This window comes from Ulvibacter antarcticus, assembly GCF_003688405.1.
GTDB classification, from domain to species: domain Bacteria; phylum Bacteroidota; class Bacteroidia; order Flavobacteriales; family Flavobacteriaceae; genus Ulvibacter; species Ulvibacter antarcticus.
In genome coordinates, this window is the sequence record NZ_REFC01000013.1 from 315,429 (window position 1) to 333,779 (window position 18,351).

Below are 18,351 nucleotides of genomic sequence, written 5' to 3' on the forward strand. Positions count from 1 at the left end.
ATAAGAGATTATTGGAAACTCCAGAAAATGAGCAATTTAGAGATACTATTGGCACCATCGATAAGGAGGGTAAACGTGCGTGGGTATTCCCCAAAAAACCTTCCGGAAAATTTTATGAGTATCGAAAGTATGTAAGCTATGTCTTGCTTATCATTCTGTTTGCCTCTCCTTTTATTAAGTTGAATGGTAATCAGTTTTTTATGTTCAATATTTTGGAGCGCCGTTTCAATTTATTCGGATTTCCTTTCTGGCCACAGGATTTTTACATCTTCGTTATCATGATGCTCATTAGTGTCGTGTTCGTTGTTTTTTTTACGGCAGCCTTCGGAAGAATCTTTTGTGGATGGATTTGTCCGCAGACTATTTTTATGGAAATGGTTTTCCGAAGAATAGAATATTGGATAGACGGCGATCGTGGAAAACAAATACGATTGGCTAAAATGCCATGGAATTCAGAAAAAATCAGAAAAAGAGTTCTAAAATGGATCGTTTTTTTCATCATTTCCTTTTTAATTGCCAACGTCTTCCTTGCATATATAATTGGCAGTGACCGATTGATACAGTATATCTTTCGCGAACCTTTTAGTCATTGGTCCACTCTCGTATCTTTATTAGTCTTTACGGCGGTGTTTTACTTCATTTTCGCTTGGTTTAGAGAACAAGTATGCATAATAGCTTGTCCGTATGGAAGACTTCAGGGTGTACTTTTAGATAATAAATCCATAATTGTGGCATACGATCACAAGCGGGGAGAAAGGGAAGAAGGACGTTCTAAATTTAAAAAGAATGAAAATCGTGAGGAACTGGGCAAAGGCGATTGTATTGATTGTTTTCAATGCGTACAGGTTTGTCCAACGGGAATTGATATTCGAAACGGAACTCAATTAGAATGTGTGAATTGCACCGCATGTATCGATGCCTGCGATCACATCATGGAGTCGGTGAACCTTCCGAAGGGATTAATTCGATATGCGAGTGAAGAGGAAATCGAAAAGAAAGAAAAATTCAAATTTACACCTCGATTGAAGGGGTATACTTCCGTTTTAGTAATTCTCATTGGCGTCTTAATTGGGATGTTATTTCTTCGGAATGATGTTGAAACCAGAATATTAAGGCTGCCTGGGCAATTGTATGAGCACAAAGGTGAGAACATTATTAGTAATGTGTTTACCTATAAAATGGTGAATAAAACCTCAGAAAAAATTGAGAATATTCACTTTAAGCTGGAATCTCATAAAGGGACCATTAAGTTGGTGTCTCATGATCAATTCGGGATAGAAGGACAAACATCTGCCGAAGGAACATTATTTATAGAAATAAACCAGGCTGCACTGGAAGATGATAAAGCCAAAGTGCAAATCGGAATTTATAGTGACGAAAAATTGATAGAAACTACTTCAGTTACTTTCATGGGGCCAAGGAGTTATAGGTGAGAAGAAGAAAGAGAAAAGAAGAAAGAAGTAAGACGTAAAAAGAAAGAAATAGGAATTTGAAAATGATAGAACTATGAAAATTAACTGGGGAACAGGGATTGTGATTGCCATTGTTTTATTTATGTCTTTTATACTTTTTATGGTGATAAAGATGACAACGCAGGATGAATTTAGTCACGATTTGGTGGTAGAAGAATACTATCAAAAAGAGTTAGCATATCAAACAGAAATTGATGCAGAAGAAAACCTAAGCGATTTTACCCGAAAAATTTACGGTAAAAAAACGGAGGCGGGATGGTTACTCACTTTTCCTGATGAGTTGCGAAATAGTACAATTGATGGAACAGTGTTCCTTTATAGGCCGTCGAACAAGCAGTTGGATTTTCAATTCCCGATGAAACTATCCGACGTAAATTTGCTTATACCTAACGAGCGCTTGCTGGACGGCCGCTGGAACATTACCGTCGAATGGAAATTAAACGAAAAGAACTATATGTATAAAGAATCCATTTTGTATTAATTATGCTTTGGTCTGCACTGGTTTTTGGTCTATTAGGAAGTTTCCACTGCGTTGGGATGTGCGGCCCTATTGCCTTTATGTTACCGGTGGATCGTGAGAATAAGTTTAAGAAACTGTTGCAGATATTTCTGTATCACTTCGGAAGAATATGTGCTTATAGTATCATTGGTTTACTGTTCGGACTTATCGGTAAAAGTCTTAATATCTTCGGACTGCAACAGCAACTTTCGGTCTTAGTTGGTGTTTTGATGATCTTAGTTGTCCTTATTCCCACGCGTGTTTTTAATCGTTATAATTTTTCCCGACCCATTTATAAAGGAGTTTCAAAAATAAAAAATGCTCTGGGAAAAGAATTAAAAAAAAAGTCGCCAGATACGTTTTTAACCATAGGTTTCTTAAATGGATTTTTGCCTTGCGGACTCGTTTATATGGCCGTTTTCGGTTCATTGGCTGCAGTAAGTGCATGGAAAGGGAGTTTATATATGGCGCTATTTGGAATAGGGACGATTCCCTTAATGACGGCGGCGGTATATCTCGGTAATTTTTTAAACACACAAATCCGTCAACGAATACGCCAGGCAGTTCCTGTGTTCGCTTTATTAATAGGCTGTCTTTTTATACTTCGTGGCTTAGGACTCGGAATTCCATATATTTCACCTAAATCGATAGAACAAGAAGTAACTACTTCATACGAATGTCATTCGGTTTCTGATGAATCAAAACTTAATAATTAAACGTAACACTTAAGATATGATACAGAACAATTTTTCATTAGTAGACTGGGGCATGGGAGCCGCTCTCATTGGCGTTTTCGCCGTGGTATGTGTAATTCTCGTTTTAGTAGTACTTAATTTAATGAACTCAGATAAGAAGAAAAATGAGGAGTAATTTTATTCCGTATTTTAAGTCCGAAAAAGCTTTTTGTTAGACTAGATCGTCATTGAAAACAATTGAGTATTTGGTTTGTTACGCTGCAAAAGAAGATCGAATGCCATGCAGATATTCCTAACAAAAGGACGTCCTTTTTCAGTGATTGTTATTCCATTTGGAATTAGGGTTATAAGCTCGTCAGTCTCCATTTCTTCTAGTTTCAATAGTACTTCAGGCAATTCTACGAAACGTTGATTTGCTTTTTCCCAAGATGTTTGAAGCGTACACATTAAATTGAGAATGTGTCGTCGTATAATGAGATCTTCTTCTGAAAGGATATGTCCTCGATAGACAGGTAATATTCCTTGCTGAACCAGGTCTTGATATTCTTCAACATTTTTCACGTTTTGTGCGAAACTGTACCAACTACCACTAATCGCCGATACTCCCAAACCTAGCATCATTTGTGTTTTGGAGTCTGAATATCCCATAAAATTACGGTGTAGGGTTTTATTCTGAAGTGATTTGTAAAGAGAATCGGTTTTAAGGGCAAAATGATCCATTCCAATTTCTACATAATCAGCTTCTAATAACATTTTCTTACCTAATTCGTATTGTTCCCTTTTTTCTGAAGCCGTTGGAAGATCCGCTTCTTTGAATCCGCGTTGTCCGTTGCCTTTGATCCACGGAACATGTGCATAACTATAGAATGCAATACGATCTGGCCTTAGCTCTTTGGTGCGTTCGATGGTGTAGATAATATGTTCTTTTTTCTGAAAAGGGAGTCCGAAGATAATGTCGTGTCCCACCGAAGTATACCCCTCTAAACGGGCGTTTTCGGTAACTTTTTTTACATTTTCGAACGGCTGAATTCTGTGAATTGCTTGCTGAACTTCTTCGTTATAATCTTGTACGCCATAGCTCACACGGTTAAATCCGAAGCTTGCCAAAAGTTTCAAATGTTCTGCTGTTGTATTATTTGGGTGTCCTTCAAAACTTAAGGATGCATCCTTTGCTTTTACTGCATTTCTGAAGATCCCATTCAATAAAAATGCAAGATTTTCCGAAGAAAAAAAGGTAGGAGTACCACCACCTAGATGAAGTTCTTTTACTATAATTTTCTGTCCAAGTAATTCGCGGTACATTTTAAGCTCCATCACCACAGATTGGATGTATGGAGTTTCTACCTTATGATTCTTGGTGATTCGTTTATTACAGCCACAAAAAGTACACAAACTCTCACAAAATGGTAGATGGATATATAAGCTTATCCCTTCGGAAGAATTACTTTCATCAAAACTTCTTTTCAGCGTTGCTTTCCAACTTTTTAATGAAAAACTGTTGATATCCCAGTAAGGGACCGTTGGATAACTTGTGTATCGTGGCCCGGGAATATTGTATTTATCAATAAGCTTGTCCTTCATCTTAGATGCCGTTTATAGGCAAAAATAAAGCCTAAACTACTTCTAAAATATGATATTGATCAGTTTCGAAGATGATAATCGAAGAAAGCTAATATGAAGCAATAAATCTTTTGAAGCTTAAATAAATTCCCGTCGCATTTTTAATCTACCTTCAATTTTCTTTTTTTTGATTGTGAGACGTTTCATAAGGTTCATAAGATATGGGTCTTTGCTCTCTTTGTAAATTTTATTAATACTTAAAATAAACTCTTTTGCCTTACGAGATGCCACAACACGGTCGCTACTGGACATATTATTCATTTTCTCCTTTTCAAAACTGCTTGCTTCCTTTAAAATATCCATGGTTTTTAACTTTAATTTAATGATGTAATGCTATTAACGGTGTTCGTTTAAGAGGTCCTAAATTCGTGACTTGTGAATTGGTTAAGCCAAATTTTCTCCAAAAATCCGGTTTGCGATCTATCAAGCAAATAATATAATCTGAATGATAATTGGCAAAATTCCTTAAGTCTTGTGACGTTTCCAGATATTCTATAGATACCGAATTTTTAGAAAGAATTTCTAAGAGGCTCAGGAGATGATTTCGATTCGATTTTTGATTATCGGTCATATTGTCTTTTGCGGAAAGCGCAATTATCTTAACATTTCCTTTTACAATTTGCACCAGTTCATACCAATTTTCGAGTTCTAAAAAGGGGAGTTTATCTTCAAAACTTGACACTAAAACGAACTCAGGATTTAGCTGTAATTGGGCTGATGAAGGAATGATCATGACCGGACATTCCCGAATGTTTTCTAGGATTCGTTTTGTGTTTCTACTGTATTTATCGGAAGCCCTTCCAATCTGTTTTTGACCAGGAATTATAACCATATCAATATTAATTTCCTTAATAGCCTTTTTTATTCCTTCTATTAAATCTGAACATTCTGAAATAGCATTGAAACGATGCTTGTCATTTTCACTATTGATAGTGTATTTCTGAATAACTCTGCCTAGACTAATTTCTGAATCGCACTTAGGTGTTGTAAACCAATCATCATCTGAATGAAGCAGATGAATAGCGTTCATGCCTACAGATTCATAACTAAATGTATTGAGAAGGAAAAAGTTACATTTCTCTTGTTGAAAGAAATTTACAGCATAATTAATAGCATCGTGGCTATTAGATTTAAAATTGATAGGAATTAATATATTTTTCAATTTAGATAATTTTTATCGGCGATGGTATTTTAATAATTGATTATAGATCGTTGTTTTGAGTAGACTGAATTCATGAATTAACGCTATATGAACGCTCCGTTTTTTCTCATGCATTTTTGCCCTTTCATTATCGTATACCTTTTTTCCGTATTCATATTCTGTATTAAGTTCTTGGTCATATTTACATAGCATTCCCAATATCAAAGCGTTCTTTCTTCGTAACCCTTGAAGATTAGTATCAATAGCACCATTTTTTAATAATTGTTTTTCAATTAGTCTTAATTGGTTTAACTCATTATTAATTGCTGTATGCATATCGATCCATTGGCTTAATTCGATTAGATCTTTCTTGATACATAATCTTCTCTGGGCATCAATTTTGTACGTTAGTTCGGTGTTCAATAGTGACTATGTTTATTTAAGCTGTTAAATTTCGCAATATTAAATTACCTTGAACTTTATCGAAAAACTCATCTTTTAATCTTCTGTATTTATCCAAATGATATAAATAACTTCTTCTATAACTTTCGTGTTCAGTGATGTAAACCATGTCACATTCGGTATCCTCACATTCTACAATATCCCTTCTGGATGTTGTATAATTAAAAAGAGCGTTAAGTAGATTGTCGTTCTCAACATCTTTCTTTTTAAATTTCTCTAGTATGGTCTCATCGTTTAACTTGTTACTCAAGTCTTCTCCACAAAGGCCGATAAGATTAGTCAACTCTTTATTGATATACTTTAAATGATTAATCCAATTATCCAACTCAATTGAGTTTATTTTATGTGTTACATCAAGGTCTGAATCGTGATCGTAAATTTCTGTTTGCAAGGTTTCCATTTTTATAATTTAAATTGACATATCGAGCTTTTTGTGTCTGTTATCTTGTGTTACAGCGACAATTTTTATTTCTTGTACGCCGGCGGGAAAATTCCATACCACAGTATCTCCTTCTGAATATCCAAATAGGGCAGCTCCCATAGGTGTAAGCACCGAAATTTTATCCTGCTTAAAATCTTTGTCTGATGGGATCACTAATTGCATTGATTTCTCCCAACCTTTTTCAGAATACACCATTATCTTACTGTTAAATCGAATGATATCATCTGGCATTTCATCTTCATTTAAAATCTGAGCACTTTTTAATTCCTCACTCAGACGTTGTAAAGATTTTTGCACTTCAAAATCTTCAGCATAGCCAGAGATATTGAGTATGCGTTTTAAAAACACATACTCTTTTTTTTCTATGATTAAACTACCGTATTTCATCTTATATTAATTTTAGTATTCTCATTAAGGGAAAATTCCTCTTTGTATATATGCTTTTTCAATGCGTTTTATGGCAATACAATAGGCCGCAGTACGCAGGTCCATTCCTTCTCTTTCAGAATATTCATAGACCTTATTGAAGGATTCTTTCATTTTTTTGTCAAGCTTAGCTATTACTTCATCTAATTGCCATAGCTCACCGTTGCGGTTTTGTAGCCATTCAAAATAACTTCCTACTACACCTCCCGAATTACATAAAATGTCTGGAATAATTGAAATCCCACGTTTTAATAAAATTTTCTCACCTTCTACATTTGTTGGTCCATTGGCACCTTCAGCAATTAAACGCGCTTTTATGTCTCGTGCATTTTCTTTAGTGATTTGATTCCCCAATGCTGCTGGAATGCAGATATCGCATTCTGTTGCAAAGAATTCATTGTTACTTAAAGAGGAAGCTTCTGGAAAAGCATGAATATGACCATTATTCGATTTACTGAAATTTAAAAGATCTTCTACTTTTATACCGTTTTGGTTCTGTATACTACCAGATGCATCCTGTACTGCTACTAATTTTGCTCCTTCCTTTTCCAGGAAATGAGAGGCCCAATATCCAACATTTCCGAAGCCTTGAACAATAAATTTTTTATCGAAAAGGGATTCATTATTTTTCTCCGCCCAAAATTTTATATTTAAAAACACGCCGTAACCCGTAGCGCGATCACGACCTTCCAAACCACCACTACCATCAGGTTTTCCAGTAACTACATGCTGATTAGCAGTACGTTCGGCTGGTGGACGAGTACTCATATAAGTATCGGCTATCCATGCCATAGTTTGGCTATTTGTGTTAACATCCGGCGCAGGAATGTCATGTTCCGGACCAATATTATCTGCTAACGCAAAAGTGAATCTACGTGTAATTCTTTCTAGTTCCCCTTCAGAATATATTGAAGGATCTAACTGAATTCCTCCTTTTCCACCACCATAAGGTAATCCGGCCAATGAGGTCTTCCAGGTCATCCACATAGCAAGTGCTCTAGCGGCATCGATATCTACTGTAGGATGATAACGCAATCCTCCTTTGTAAGGTCCCAATGCGTTATTATGTTGTACTCTATAACCAGTGAAAATTTCAACCTCTCCATTATCCATTTTTACCGGAAAATGAACTATGATCTCATTGTTAGTAATACTAAGTATCTTTCGGATATTAGGATGTAAATTAACTTGATCTGCAGCACTGTTAAATTGCTCCATCACATTATCCATCATACCTTTTACCGGTTTCTTTTTGGTTTTGTTATTCAATTCTGCTGTTATTGTTGCCATAATTATTGCCACTTATGTGGATATCTTTTAGTTATTAATTTCTGTTATGTTAATTGAAAAGACGTTTGGTGATACTTCTCTCCCAGTACTTTTCAATTATATATTTATTTCTTCTTTGACTGACTTCAGACTTTTCTTGAGCCTTACTATTAAAGATTGATTGTGAATTCATGTTATTACTTTTAAAAAGGATTATTAATTAAGCCTCTATTTCTGATATGGCGTCTGTTTGCAAACCTGTATGGGCTCATACGTACTGTAATAAAACTCAACTTGGTTCGCTTTTCATTTTTTTCTTTTAGGAATGTGACTAAATTATTAAAAATCATTGCTTTAGGATTTAAACTGTTTAAGCCATGACAATTTCTGTCTGGCGATTTTCATGTATTTTTATTGTTGGTACAGGTTGAGAAGTAACTTCAGTCGCTACTTCTCCATAATCGCTGCACGACCATACTTGACTTTTTTGATCGGTTAACACACATGTTTCCCTATGAATGCAGGAAGGACATATGTTAAATGGATTTGCTTTCATAATACACTGTTATAGTTTTATATACCAAAAGGCAATGTGTGTGCCAATAGATGCCAAAAAACATCCTATAAAGCGAAAACCCTTACTGTTGAAGGGTTCCTGAGTATTATGAGTAAATATTATGAAGTTGCAGATTGGGACTTTATTACCCGGTTGAGGTAAAATGTACCATTATAAAAAGATTATTCTGAGAGTTTTTGGCGGATTGTTTTACGATCTATTCCTAGAATCTCGGCAGCTTTTGTTTTGTTATTATTTGTGAGGTTGAGAACTCTTTGAATATATTGTTTCTCTATTTCTTTCAAAGGTAAAAGTTGGTCTTTAGGAAAATCAATATTGAACTTTAAAGATTCCGGAAGATGTTCAATCTCAATTAGCTTGTCGCACATTATTACGGCACGTTGGATCACGTTTTCAAGTTCGCGAATATTTCCCGGCCAATCGTATCGTTGCAAAATAGCTAAAGCGTCAGGACTTATTTTAATAAAACGATCTTTGTATTCAACACCATATTTAAATAGAAATTTATCCACTAATAAAGGAATATCTTCTTTTCGTTCGCGTAATGGTGCTACGTTGATTTCAACCACCGTAAGTCTATAAAATAAATCTTCCCTTAAGGTTTCCTTTTTAATCATTTCCTTTAGGTCACTATTTGTAGCGGCGATGATACGAAGGTCGATTTTTTCCGCTTTTTGAGCTCCTACTTTTACAACTTCTTTTTCTTGCAGCACTCTTAGTAACCTTGACTGTACAGAGGTGGATGCATTTCCAATTTCATCCAGAAAAATAGTACCTCCATTGGCCGCTTGAAAAAATCCATTTCGATCTTTTTCAGCACCTGTGAAAGCCCCTTTGGTGTAACCAAATAACTCAGATTCTAGTAAATTTTCAGGGATACCACCACAGTTAACAGCGATAAAGGGAGCTCTTGAAAACTTACCTTGATAATGAATCGCACGGGCTACCAATTCTTTTCCGGTACCACTTTCTCCTTTAATAAATATAGTCGCTTTATTATCTTTTACTCGTTCTATGATTTGTATTACATCGTTTATTTTTTCTGAATTTCCGATGATATCACCATAAGCTTTATTTTTTTCTTCGGAAGTATTTGTGGTCTTTTTACTTTTCTCCTCGGAAACTGATATTGATTTGTCAATTGCAGATTTTAATTCATCTTTAGTGAAGGGTTTGGTAAGATAATCTACAACACCCGACTTTATTGCAGAAAGAGAATCCTGAACGGACGGATAACCTGTGACTACAAGTTTAGGGAGCTGAGGATAATGTTCTGAAGCAAATTTTATTAATTCAGAACCGTCAATCTCCGGCATTTTTAAATCGGTAATGAGCAGATCAATCCTTGTATCTCGTAAGATTTGAACTGCTTCTTTTACAGATACTGCCTTATAGGTATGATAGTTCCATGACTGCAGGTGGCGTTGTAACAATTCTAATATATTTATATCATCGTCGACAATTAATATGTTCTCCTTTTTTAGTTGCATAGCTGCTACAAAGTAATTAAGATTTGGGGAGTTTTACGGTAAAAGTTGCTCCTTTTTTTAAGTTGTTTTCTGCCACTATGGTACCGTTGTGACTTGCGACTATCCCATGTACTACACTTAAGCCTAATCCAGAACCATCACCAGTAGGTTTTGTTGTAAAAAAAGGTTGAAAGACTTTCTCTAAGGCTTCATCAGAAAGACCTGTACCTTGGTCCGAAATTTTTAATACGATATGATTTTTAGATTGAAATGCTTCGATGGTCACCAATCCATTCTTCGGAGAAAAATAGACAGCATTAATAATCAAATTAAAAATGATCTGAGTTAGTTGAATCATATCAGCGCGCAACAAAAGTACTTCATCTTCAATCTTCACTATATATTTTACTTTGGCTTTTTTGAAGGACGCATCGAGTAGGGCAATAGCATTTTTAATACTTGGCACAATATTGACTTCCTCCATTTCCTGTGGCATTTCACATGCAAAGAACATTAATTTTTTAACCACTTCTCTCGAGAAAATTGCATTTTGAATAATCTTTTCAAGGTCTTCAGAACTCCGTTCATTGTTTTTTAAATCGTCTTTTAATAGTTCAGCAAACCCCAGAATGTTTGCGAGTGGCGTATTTAATTCGTGTGCGATACCGGCAGTAATCTCACCCAAGATACCCAAGCGGTCTGCCCGTTCCATTTGTCTTTTCAGTGAAGTTTCGTTTTTCTGAATTTCAATACGCTCTAATAGGTTGCCCAGTTTTAAGGCAACGTTATCGAGTAATGGTTGTTCTTCTTTTAGAAATGTATACTGATCATTGTTAAGAGATGCTTTAATATTACCTCCAAATTTGTTAAAAACGAGAATATCAGAAGTAATACATCTATGGTCACTTATAGTTCCTGTTTCATACTCATGATTAAGTGTTTTTATTGCTACGTTGGTATTCTTAGGAAATTGTAGCCCTTTTTTCAAACTCTTTGCAATAGCAAGTATAGTTCCCTCCATTCCATCAACATCGGCGTTTACAATAATAGTAGATACTTCGTACAGGCAGGTGAGCTCTTTAATACGTTCTTTTAAGGCTTCTTTCGTAGTACTCATTATATTATTCGTTATTTTAAAAACCTTTAAACACTTCCGAAGAAATTATAATACCCAACAAAGGGATATTAAAAGTTTGTTTTTAATTGTAGGAAAGTTAACTAAAAAAATAAGTATTCTAAATTTTAAAATTCATTTCAGGTAATTTTGCATGGTTGGCAATACTTCAGAAATATTTCATTACAAACAAAAGTAATATGTATATTCAGCCTCAATAAAATATGTTAAAATAACGCCATTCTTGCCTTCCAGACCGCTAATTTTACAGGGATATCGCCAACATTGGAACTCCTGAAGGATGAAGGGTTTAGGAAAGTATTACTAAAATAAATTGTATGAATATCTTTAAAATATCCTCAATAATCATGATCATTTTTGTGAGCTGCAAAAGCACAAGCGGACTCCCTGATCCACTAGCAGCGGGCTGGAAAGGACAAGCTGTTTGTGAAGTTCTCCAGGATAATGAACGTATCAGAGTTTTAAAATGCACTTTTGCCCCCGGAGTAGGACATGAAAAACATGTGCATGAACCACACTTTGGCTATACCTTAAAAGGAAGCACCTTTACCATAACAGATTCTGAGGGTACCCGAGAGGTAAACGTCCCATCGGGTTATGATTTTTTCAATGGAGAAAAGACCATTCATCAGGTCCAAAATACAGGAGACAGCACTGCTGTTTTTTTAATTATTGAACCAAAGTAACCTAAGGTAAAGATCAACATTGCTGGTATTTCGCGATATTCCTTACAATTATTTTACAATCATAACGAGTGACATTTTTGCAATTATTATTTAGTTAATGTCACAATTGAACCTCTCAGGGAATTATTGGCTTATGACCATTAGAATTCTTAGTTTAAAAGGCTCCGGTTTTTTGAAAAGTCGATTGATGTGGAACTTATTTTTATCTCCTGCTACGTTTCAATTAAGAGTCTCTTTTTCTTTTTTCATAACTATTGTTCGATATGGAAATGGAATTTCTATTCCTTCCTTGTCAAATCGTTTTTTAATACTTTCTAACACATCAATTTTTAGTTGAAAGATTTCACCAAAACTGCTTCCCCATGCCCATGCTCGTATGGTCATTGAAGAGTCATTAAACTGGGTCAAGGCAGTCTTCACGACTGGTCTGCCTTCCTGTTTTTCTAATTCCGTACGATTGTCAAGAATAAGTGGATGATGTTCACATTCTTCCTGCATTATCTTTTTAGCTAAATCGATATTACTATCGTATGATATTCCAATCTCAATACGTTCACAACATTTAAGTTCACCCATGTCATAATTAATTAGCTTTTCTTTGTTGATAATTGAATTTGGAATAACGATCATCTTATTCTCAAAGTTTCTAATTACCGTATGACGTAACGTTATATCTGTTACAGTACCTACCATAGTATCTGTCACTTTTACCAGATCTCCTATCTTAAAAGGCTTGAAAGAAATTATAAAAAACCCTCCGATTAAATTAGATAGGGCTTCTTGAGATGCCACACCGATTATAAGGGCTAGCACTCCGGCACCGCCTAATACGGTTTGGGCCACACCTCTTAAAGAAGGAAATGCGAGTAATGTTAAGAGTAATCCAATTATGTAGATTACAACTATTGCTATATAGCGTAAAAATTTAAAATTCGTAGGATCATAGTTGTTTTCAATTTTGTCTATAATACTTTTTTTAAACCACATATTAGCGGCAGTTGCTGCTACAATAGTTACAACCGACACGATACCTAAATACAATACGAGCTCAAAATGTCCTTTTAATACGCCGTGTTCTTCTTCAGGCACTATCATATAACTCAATGCGATTAACCCAAGAACCAACCATAATGCATTGAGAATTCGTTTTACGAGGTTAACTGGAGATGCTTTTTCTCCGGGAAATTTAAGTCGTTCTTGTTTTATGAACCATTTGTGCAAAACATTGGTTAAAAAATGTAACAACACAACCAATGCAATTATAACCGCGGTCCAAAAAATATCTAATTTATATGTGTTAAAAAAATCTTCCATCTAAAACTAATTAATATTTAAACTTTCATCTATTTGTTTTGACCTCTTATTAAACCTTAAAATAAAATATCCAATTAATCCTGAAATAAAGGACCCAATAAGAATACCAATTTTAGCAGAGTCGATATATTCAGGTTTAGACAAAAATGCCAAACTGCTTATAAAAATTGCCATTGTAAAGCCAATCCCTGCCAAGAATGAAACCCCAATGATTTGTTGTATGTTGATATCGTTTGGAATAGTTAAAAGATTTACCTTATTGGCTAAGAATACAACAATAGGAATCCCTAAACCTTTTCCTAATATTAAGCATATAATAATATTGATTATTAAAGCTGTGTCCAATTCGACACCACTGTTAACCATTACGCCAGCATTTGCAAGTGCAAAGACAGGAATAATAAAATAAGCTACCCAGCCGTGTAAATTATGTTCCAAATGCTGTAATGGTGATTGAAATTTAGTTGTCCAATCTTCTAAGGTATCGATATGTTCTATTTGTTCATTCGATAAAATGGGTTTTTGAAGAATTGTACTTCCTTTAATATTAGCATAAATAGTTTCTAATTGATCTAGAAAAGTTTTAGTGTCTATTTTTTGCCTGATAGGGACCGAAAAAGCTAATAGAATTCCTGCAACTGTAGGGTGAATACCCGATTTTAAAAACAGGAACCAAACGACGATCCCTGTAAATATTAATACAAATTTTGAATAGAAGCCCTTCCATCCTAAAAAGTATAAAACGCTAAGCATTGCTAATGCCCCTAACAAAAGGACCACATTTATAGTCCCGCTATAAAAAATAGCAATCACCAGTACTGCACCTATGTCATCTACAATGGCAAATGCAGTTAAAAATATTTTGAGACTTAGTGGTACACGCTTTCCTAAACTATTCAAAATTGCTAAAGAAAAAGCAATATCTGTGGCCATAGGAATTCCCCAACCAGAAAATGTTTCAGGGTTTTGATTTAATAAAACAAAAAATAGGACAGGAACAATCATACCCCCCAATGCTCCAAATAGTGGGAAAGCAATTTTTTTAACCGAATTCAGTTCACCAACCAGTAACTCTCTTTTAATTTCAAGGCCTATTAAGAAAAAGAATACAGCCATTAAGCCATCATTTATCCATAGGATCAATGGTTTTTTAAACTCAAAAGTTTCTGTAACAATTCCTAATTCATATTTCCAGATGGAGTTATAAGTACTTCCTAAGGCCGAATTCGCCCAAATAAGAGCAATTACTGTTGAAAATAATAATAGAATACCACTAAAACTTTCAATTTTTACAAATTTCTGAAAAGGGGTAAGAAAAACTTTTTGTATCATATTTTTTAGCTATTCAGAATTTCATTCATTCGACGAAAGCACAGTTACTTAACTCTTAATTTTATTGAATGCGTTTAAGAATCAAAAGACTTCAATTTACTTAAAAATAAGCTGAGTTAAGTGTTTTAGTTTAAAAGCGATAAACGATATTTTATTCAAATAATCAAGCTTTCTAAATAAGCGCGTCAACAACATGCGTAAACATCCCTCGGTATCCCCAGTCATAGTGAGACTTTTGAATATACTTCAGGCAATAATCTTTTCCTTCTTTGAAATGTTGGGTAGGCTGTTTCTAAGTAGTTTCATTACAATTACAAACCCCCGCATTTTCGATGCAGGGGGATTTAATTTTTAAGTTTATCCGATTTTTGTTCGAATCTGTTTATAATTAGAGTCCATTTTTCATTAACTCACTGAGTTACGACTTTATAAATCTCATATGACTTGTTTGATTACCGCTATTGATAGTAACCAAATAAACCCCTGTTGCATATTCTGAAACATTTGTACTAAAAATAGTAGCATCGTTTTTAAATGTCTCCACAAGTTGCCCTGTCATGTTGTAAATGGTTACACCTTCGATTATATTGTTTTCAGATTGAAGGTTAAAAGTGTTTGAATTTGAATTGTAGAAACCTATAATCTGGTTGTTTAATACAGCGTTGTCATTTTTGCCTAATGTGCCATTGTCGTACCTTACGACTACTATTTCACCAGTACCTGTAGAAGTATATGAATTACCTGCGATAATAATTTTTCCATCAGGCTGAATTGCGATGGCATTACCATAATCTTCTCTTCCATTTATATCGGTGCTTACCATACCGTTGGTACCAAAAGACGCATCCAGATTACCATCGGTGTCAAAACGAGCCATTCCTATATTATATTCAGTGCCTACTACCGTAAAACCAACCAATAGGGCCTTACCATCAGCTTGAATAGTCATACGACGGGTGTAATTAGCACCATCTACGATTCTAGCAGTGGACACACCGTTATTTCCATAGCTTGTGTCAAAAGATCCATCTATATTTAATCTTACAATGGCCATGTCATATTTCAAAGGTGGACTTGAAACGTAGGAATGTCCTCCTAGTAAAATTTTCCCATCCGCTTGTATGGCCATCCCTTCCAAAAAGTCGTTATCGGGACCAACGTTAAAAAAGACCTTCCCATTTGTGCCAAAAGTATTGTCGATTGTTCCATCAGCATTAATTCGAGCCGCGGCCATTTGGTATTTAGAGTTTACTATAAAACCTGCTAATACAATTTTTCCGTCGTCCTGAATACCAATTTCTTTTATAAAACTTAAAGACGTGTCAAATTCGGTAATTGACCATCCGTTAGTTCCGAAGCTAGTGTCTAAAGTACCATCAGTATTAAACCTAGCTGTCGAGAAATCATCATCAGTGTATCCACCCAATACGATTTTCCCGTCGTCTTGAATCGCGACTGTCTCGGCAACATCGTTTCCGTTGCTGGCAATCGTTAATCCTCCGGTACCAAACGAAGTATCAAGAGTTCCATCTATGTTAAGTCTAATCACGGCAAAATTTCCACTAACGTTATCCCAGGTGCGTGCCCCCAATACTATTTTTCCATCGTCTTGAAGCGCAACATCTGTTGCATACGATTTGTTGGCTCCAACAGGAATAATCAGTGTTCCGGCATTACCATAAGAGGTGTCAAGCGTGCCATCAGTATTATAACGTGCTACAGCTGCTTTGTAACTTGAAGGCTCACCTGCATAACCGGCAACAACAATTTTTCCATCCGATTGCACTACGGTGCCAGCTGAAAAGTTAAAAGTTCCCGAGATTACGGTAGTGACAATTCCGTTGGTTCCAAAAGTGGGGTCTAATGTGCCTGATTGTGCGTAGGTAATTGAAATCGATACTAAAAATAATAGTATAGTGTGTAATTTTTTCATTGTGATTGTTGTTAAATTAAAAATTGATTATTGTTTTAAAAATTTTAAACTACTGGTTCGGTTTTTAGTGGTGACAGTTACCAAATAAATTCCTTTTGAATATTCTGAAGCATTCATATTAAACGTATTTGAATCGTTTTTGAAGGTCTCTACAAGTTGCCCTGTCATTGCATAAATGTTTATATTTTCTATATTTTCGGTGTTCGATTGTACCGTAAATGTTTCAGAATTCGAATCGTAAAAACTTATCAATTGGTTGTCCAACATAGAATTTTCGGAGGTGCCTAAAAACACATCGCTAAACTTGATCATCTTACCGCCGGAACCACAAATTAAACCCGATCCATCCGCGAAGAAGCCAATTTCATAAAGTTGATTAAAACCCGGGCCATCAAAGAGCATATCCCAGCTAGCACCATTGTCTTCTGAAAAATAAATATCTTCATCTGTACCACCTGCCAATAGCTGATCGCCTTTGTAGGCAAGTGCGAAGAAATGATGATATCCAGTGCTAAAATCACTCCAGGTAGTACCGCTATCATGTGTGGTTTTTATCAATCCGTCTTCTCCAGCCACAAGACCATTATCTTGATCTTTAAAGGAAGTTGAAACAAAGTAATTCTGGAAGATTCCGGAGTATATCTGAGTCCATGTATCTCCAATGTCGGTTGATTTGCTTATCACTTCATCGGCACCAACAGAGAACAGTGTGTTTTGGTCTGCATATGCTATCTCGATTCCACCTGCATTTAAAACGTCGGTTGCAGCCGTCCAGGTAGCGCCACCGTCTGTGGTTAAATAAATCGCGAAATACGGACTATTATTCAGTTGAGCAGAAACTAAACCTATATTCTCGTTATAAAAAGAGAGGTTATTATAAAGATAAACATCTGCACCTACGGTTATTTCAGACCAAGTGGTTCCGCCATCAATGGTTTTCAGAATAAGATCATATCCTACTGCAAATCCTATGTCGTCAGTTATAAATTCGATTTTTTCAAAACTCGGTCCGGTTCCGGAAGTAGGGTAGATGACCTGCCATGTTTCACCAGCATCCACAGTTTTTAAAATCGTACCCTCCGTATCAAATGTAAATTTTGAAGTGGCCGCATAAGCAATATTGTTCGATCCGGGAGGAATTGAAAGATCAAATAGAATAAAGTCGGTTCCTGTGTCTTTATATTCAAAAGTTTGAGCTTCCGAAGTCATTAAAGCTCCAAAGCCGATAGCAATGCTTAGAATGAATGTTTTTAAAGAGAAAGTAGTTTTTTTCATTGCAAGAGTTTTTGATATTTATTTTAATTATTTCGGATAATATGGTCACCTTCTCGATTTTCCATTGTTGTTATTTTAAATACAGCGAGTGCTGCTCTTCTTCCCACATTCATCGACAGAATTCCATTTTGTATTGTATAATTATCTGTAAGTTCAAATATTTTGAGGTATTCATTTTCGTTAAACTTGGAATCCGGACAAGCCATTCGAGTACTGGCTACTTGTGAGATTCTAATATGGCCACCGGCTTCAAGAGAATAACTACCACTAAATATGTTGCAACCAGAAAAACCACTTATAGTTTTATCAGTGCTATTCAGCGTAAACTGAATTTTTTTTCCTTTCACCCCAGACTGATCAATATTCTGTCCATCGAGGGTTGTAAGCTCCCATGTATTATCATTAATTTCTGTATTTATAGTATCTTCTTGTTCCATAGGATCTACTTGATGTTTAGTAGCATCGCAACTCACAATTGTTAATGTTAATAAAACCATTACAGCTAATTTATTTTTCATAATAATATTATTCTTATGTTTGCACGACAAAATTACAACTAGTTCGTAACATTGTGAACTAAATAGAATAAAAATATTGTTAAAGT

19 protein-coding genes are annotated in these 18,351 nt (G+C 35.2%); 5 read left to right on the forward strand and 14 right to left on the reverse strand.

Features of this window, described 5'->3' with window-relative positions; all coding sequences use genetic code 11:
• Nucleotides 1-11: 11 nt before the first annotated feature.
• The 4 genes from ccoG (at nt 12) to BXY75_RS17150 (ending at nt 2,841) form a co-directional block, all read left to right on the forward strand.
• On the forward strand, nt 12-1,433 hold the full coding sequence (gene ccoG / locus BXY75_RS10315) for a cytochrome c oxidase accessory protein CcoG (RefSeq protein WP_121907672.1): 1,422 nt from the start codon (nt 12-14) through the stop codon (nt 1,431-1,433).
• Nucleotides 1,434-1,506: 73 nt separating this feature from the next.
• Nucleotides 1,507-1,953 (forward strand): FixH family protein, encoded by a 447-nt coding sequence (locus BXY75_RS10320; RefSeq protein WP_121907673.1) that lies wholly within the window; start codon nt 1,507-1,509, stop codon nt 1,951-1,953.
• Nucleotides 1,954-1,955: 2 nt separating this feature from the next.
• The gene (locus BXY75_RS10325; RefSeq protein WP_121907674.1) at nt 1,956-2,687 is read left to right on the forward strand and encodes a sulfite exporter TauE/SafE family protein; all 732 of its coding nucleotides are present in this window, start codon (nt 1,956-1,958) and stop codon (nt 2,685-2,687) included.
• A gap of 16 nt (nt 2,688-2,703) precedes the next feature.
• Entirely contained in the window at nt 2,704-2,841 is a 138-nt protein-coding gene (locus BXY75_RS17150; protein ID WP_170152878.1) for a hypothetical protein, read from the forward strand.
• A gap of 41 nt (nt 2,842-2,882) precedes the next feature.
• On the opposite strand, the gene hemN is transcribed toward BXY75_RS17150, so the two are convergent.
• The 9 genes from hemN to BXY75_RS10370 form a co-directional block, all read right to left on the reverse strand.
• Entirely contained in the window at nt 2,883-4,247 is a 1,365-nt protein-coding gene (hemN, locus tag BXY75_RS10330; protein WP_121907675.1) for an oxygen-independent coproporphyrinogen III oxidase, read from the reverse strand.
• 117 nt (nt 4,248-4,364) lie between these two features.
• Entirely contained in the window at nt 4,365-4,589 is a 225-nt protein-coding gene (locus tag BXY75_RS10335; protein ID WP_121907676.1) for a hypothetical protein, read from the reverse strand.
• Between the two features lie 16 nt (nt 4,590-4,605).
• Nucleotides 4,606-5,448, reverse strand: a complete 843-nt coding sequence (locus tag BXY75_RS10340) for a universal stress protein (RefSeq protein ID WP_147437268.1) — start codon at nt 5,446-5,448, stop codon at nt 4,606-4,608.
• Nucleotides 5,449-5,460: 12 nt separating this feature from the next.
• Entirely contained in the window at nt 5,461-5,850 is a 390-nt protein-coding gene (locus BXY75_RS10345; protein WP_121907678.1) for a hypothetical protein, read from the reverse strand.
• 16 nt (nt 5,851-5,866) lie between these two features.
• Nucleotides 5,867-6,289 (reverse strand): hypothetical protein, encoded by a 423-nt coding sequence (locus BXY75_RS10350; RefSeq protein ID WP_121907679.1) that lies wholly within the window; start codon nt 6,287-6,289, stop codon nt 5,867-5,869.
• A 9-nt stretch (nt 6,290-6,298) separates the two neighbouring features.
• Nucleotides 6,299-6,718 (reverse strand): GreA/GreB family elongation factor, encoded by a 420-nt coding sequence (locus BXY75_RS10355; protein WP_121907680.1) that lies wholly within the window; start codon nt 6,716-6,718, stop codon nt 6,299-6,301.
• A gap of 24 nt (nt 6,719-6,742) precedes the next feature.
• Nucleotides 6,743-8,047, reverse strand: coding sequence for a Glu/Leu/Phe/Val family dehydrogenase (locus tag BXY75_RS10360; RefSeq protein ID WP_121907681.1), 1,305 nt, complete (start codon nt 8,045-8,047; stop codon nt 6,743-6,745).
• Between the two features lie 717 nt (nt 8,048-8,764).
• Nucleotides 8,765-10,093, reverse strand: a complete 1,329-nt coding sequence (locus BXY75_RS10365; RefSeq protein ID WP_121907682.1) for a sigma-54-dependent transcriptional regulator — start codon at nt 10,091-10,093, stop codon at nt 8,765-8,767.
• Between the two features lie 16 nt (nt 10,094-10,109).
• Nucleotides 10,110-11,189, reverse strand: a complete 1,080-nt coding sequence (locus BXY75_RS10370) for a sensor histidine kinase (protein ID WP_121907683.1) — start codon at nt 11,187-11,189, stop codon at nt 10,110-10,112.
• A 335-nt stretch (nt 11,190-11,524) separates the two neighbouring features.
• On the opposite strand from BXY75_RS10370, the gene BXY75_RS10375 reads away from it, so the two are divergent.
• On the forward strand, nt 11,525-11,893 hold the full coding sequence (locus tag BXY75_RS10375; protein WP_121907684.1) for a cupin domain-containing protein: 369 nt from the start codon (nt 11,525-11,527) through the stop codon (nt 11,891-11,893).
• A 219-nt stretch (nt 11,894-12,112) separates the two neighbouring features.
• On the opposite strand, the gene BXY75_RS10380 is transcribed toward BXY75_RS10375, so the two are convergent.
• The 5 genes from BXY75_RS10380 to BXY75_RS10400 form a co-directional block, all read right to left on the reverse strand.
• Nucleotides 12,113-13,207, reverse strand: a complete 1,095-nt coding sequence (locus BXY75_RS10380; protein WP_121907685.1) for a mechanosensitive ion channel family protein — start codon at nt 13,205-13,207, stop codon at nt 12,113-12,115.
• A 6-nt stretch (nt 13,208-13,213) separates the two neighbouring features.
• Nucleotides 13,214-14,539, reverse strand: coding sequence for a Na+/H+ antiporter NhaA (nhaA, locus tag BXY75_RS10385; protein ID WP_121907686.1), 1,326 nt, complete (start codon nt 14,537-14,539; stop codon nt 13,214-13,216).
• Between the two features lie 418 nt (nt 14,540-14,957).
• Nucleotides 14,958-16,472: a T9SS type A sorting domain-containing protein gene (locus BXY75_RS10390; protein WP_121907687.1), complete on the reverse strand. Its 1,515-nt coding sequence runs from the start codon at nt 16,470-16,472 to the stop codon at nt 14,958-14,960.
• 27 nt (nt 16,473-16,499) lie between these two features.
• Nucleotides 16,500-17,747, reverse strand: coding sequence for a YCF48-related protein (locus tag BXY75_RS10395; RefSeq protein WP_121907688.1), 1,248 nt, complete (start codon nt 17,745-17,747; stop codon nt 16,500-16,502).
• 23 nt (nt 17,748-17,770) lie between these two features.
• Nucleotides 17,771-18,265: an META domain-containing protein gene (locus tag BXY75_RS10400; RefSeq protein ID WP_121907689.1), complete on the reverse strand. Its 495-nt coding sequence runs from the start codon at nt 18,263-18,265 to the stop codon at nt 17,771-17,773.
• Nucleotides 18,266-18,351: the final 86 nt, after the last annotated feature.

Bases quoted from the DNA above. Each gene is read 5' to 3' on its own strand.
- BXY75_RS10365 (WP_121907682.1), bottom strand. From the start codon at position 10,093: ATGCAACTAAAAAAGGAGAACATATTAATTGTCGACGATGATATAAAT.
- BXY75_RS10370 (WP_121907683.1), bottom strand. From the start codon at position 11,189: ATGAGTACTACGAAAGAAGCCTTAAAAGAACGTATTAAAGAGCTCACC.
- BXY75_RS10320 (WP_121907673.1), top strand. From the start codon at position 1,507: ATGAAAATTAACTGGGGAACAGGGATTGTGATTGCCATTGTTTTATTT.
- BXY75_RS10375 (WP_121907684.1), top strand. From the start codon at position 11,525: ATGAATATCTTTAAAATATCCTCAATAATCATGATCATTTTTGTGAGC.
- BXY75_RS10335 (WP_121907676.1), bottom strand. From the start codon at position 4,589: ATGGATATTTTAAAGGAAGCAAGCAGTTTTGAAAAGGAGAAAATGAAT.
- BXY75_RS10380 (WP_121907685.1), bottom strand. From the start codon at position 13,207: ATGGAAGATTTTTTTAACACATATAAATTAGATATTTTTTGGACCGCG.
- BXY75_RS10395 (WP_121907688.1), bottom strand. From the start codon at position 17,747: ATGAAAAAAACTACTTTCTCTTTAAAAACATTCATTCTAAGCATTGCT.
- BXY75_RS10325 (WP_121907674.1), top strand. From the start codon at position 1,956: ATGCTTTGGTCTGCACTGGTTTTTGGTCTATTAGGAAGTTTCCACTGC.
- hemN (WP_121907675.1), bottom strand. From the start codon at position 4,247: ATGAAGGACAAGCTTATTGATAAATACAATATTCCCGGGCCACGATAC.
- BXY75_RS10390 (WP_121907687.1), bottom strand. From the start codon at position 16,472: ATGAAAAAATTACACACTATACTATTATTTTTAGTATCGATTTCAATT.
- BXY75_RS10350 (WP_121907679.1), bottom strand. From the start codon at position 6,289: ATGGAAACCTTGCAAACAGAAATTTACGATCACGATTCAGACCTTGAT.
- BXY75_RS10400 (WP_121907689.1), bottom strand. From the start codon at position 18,265: ATGAAAAATAAATTAGCTGTAATGGTTTTATTAACATTAACAATTGTG.
- BXY75_RS10355 (WP_121907680.1), bottom strand. From the start codon at position 6,718: ATGAAATACGGTAGTTTAATCATAGAAAAAAAAGAGTATGTGTTTTTA.
- BXY75_RS17150 (WP_170152878.1), top strand. From the start codon at position 2,704: ATGATACAGAACAATTTTTCATTAGTAGACTGGGGCATGGGAGCCGCT.
- nhaA (WP_121907686.1), bottom strand. From the start codon at position 14,539: ATGATACAAAAAGTTTTTCTTACCCCTTTTCAGAAATTTGTAAAAATT.
- BXY75_RS10360 (WP_121907681.1), bottom strand. From the start codon at position 8,047: ATGGCAACAATAACAGCAGAATTGAATAACAAAACCAAAAAGAAACCG.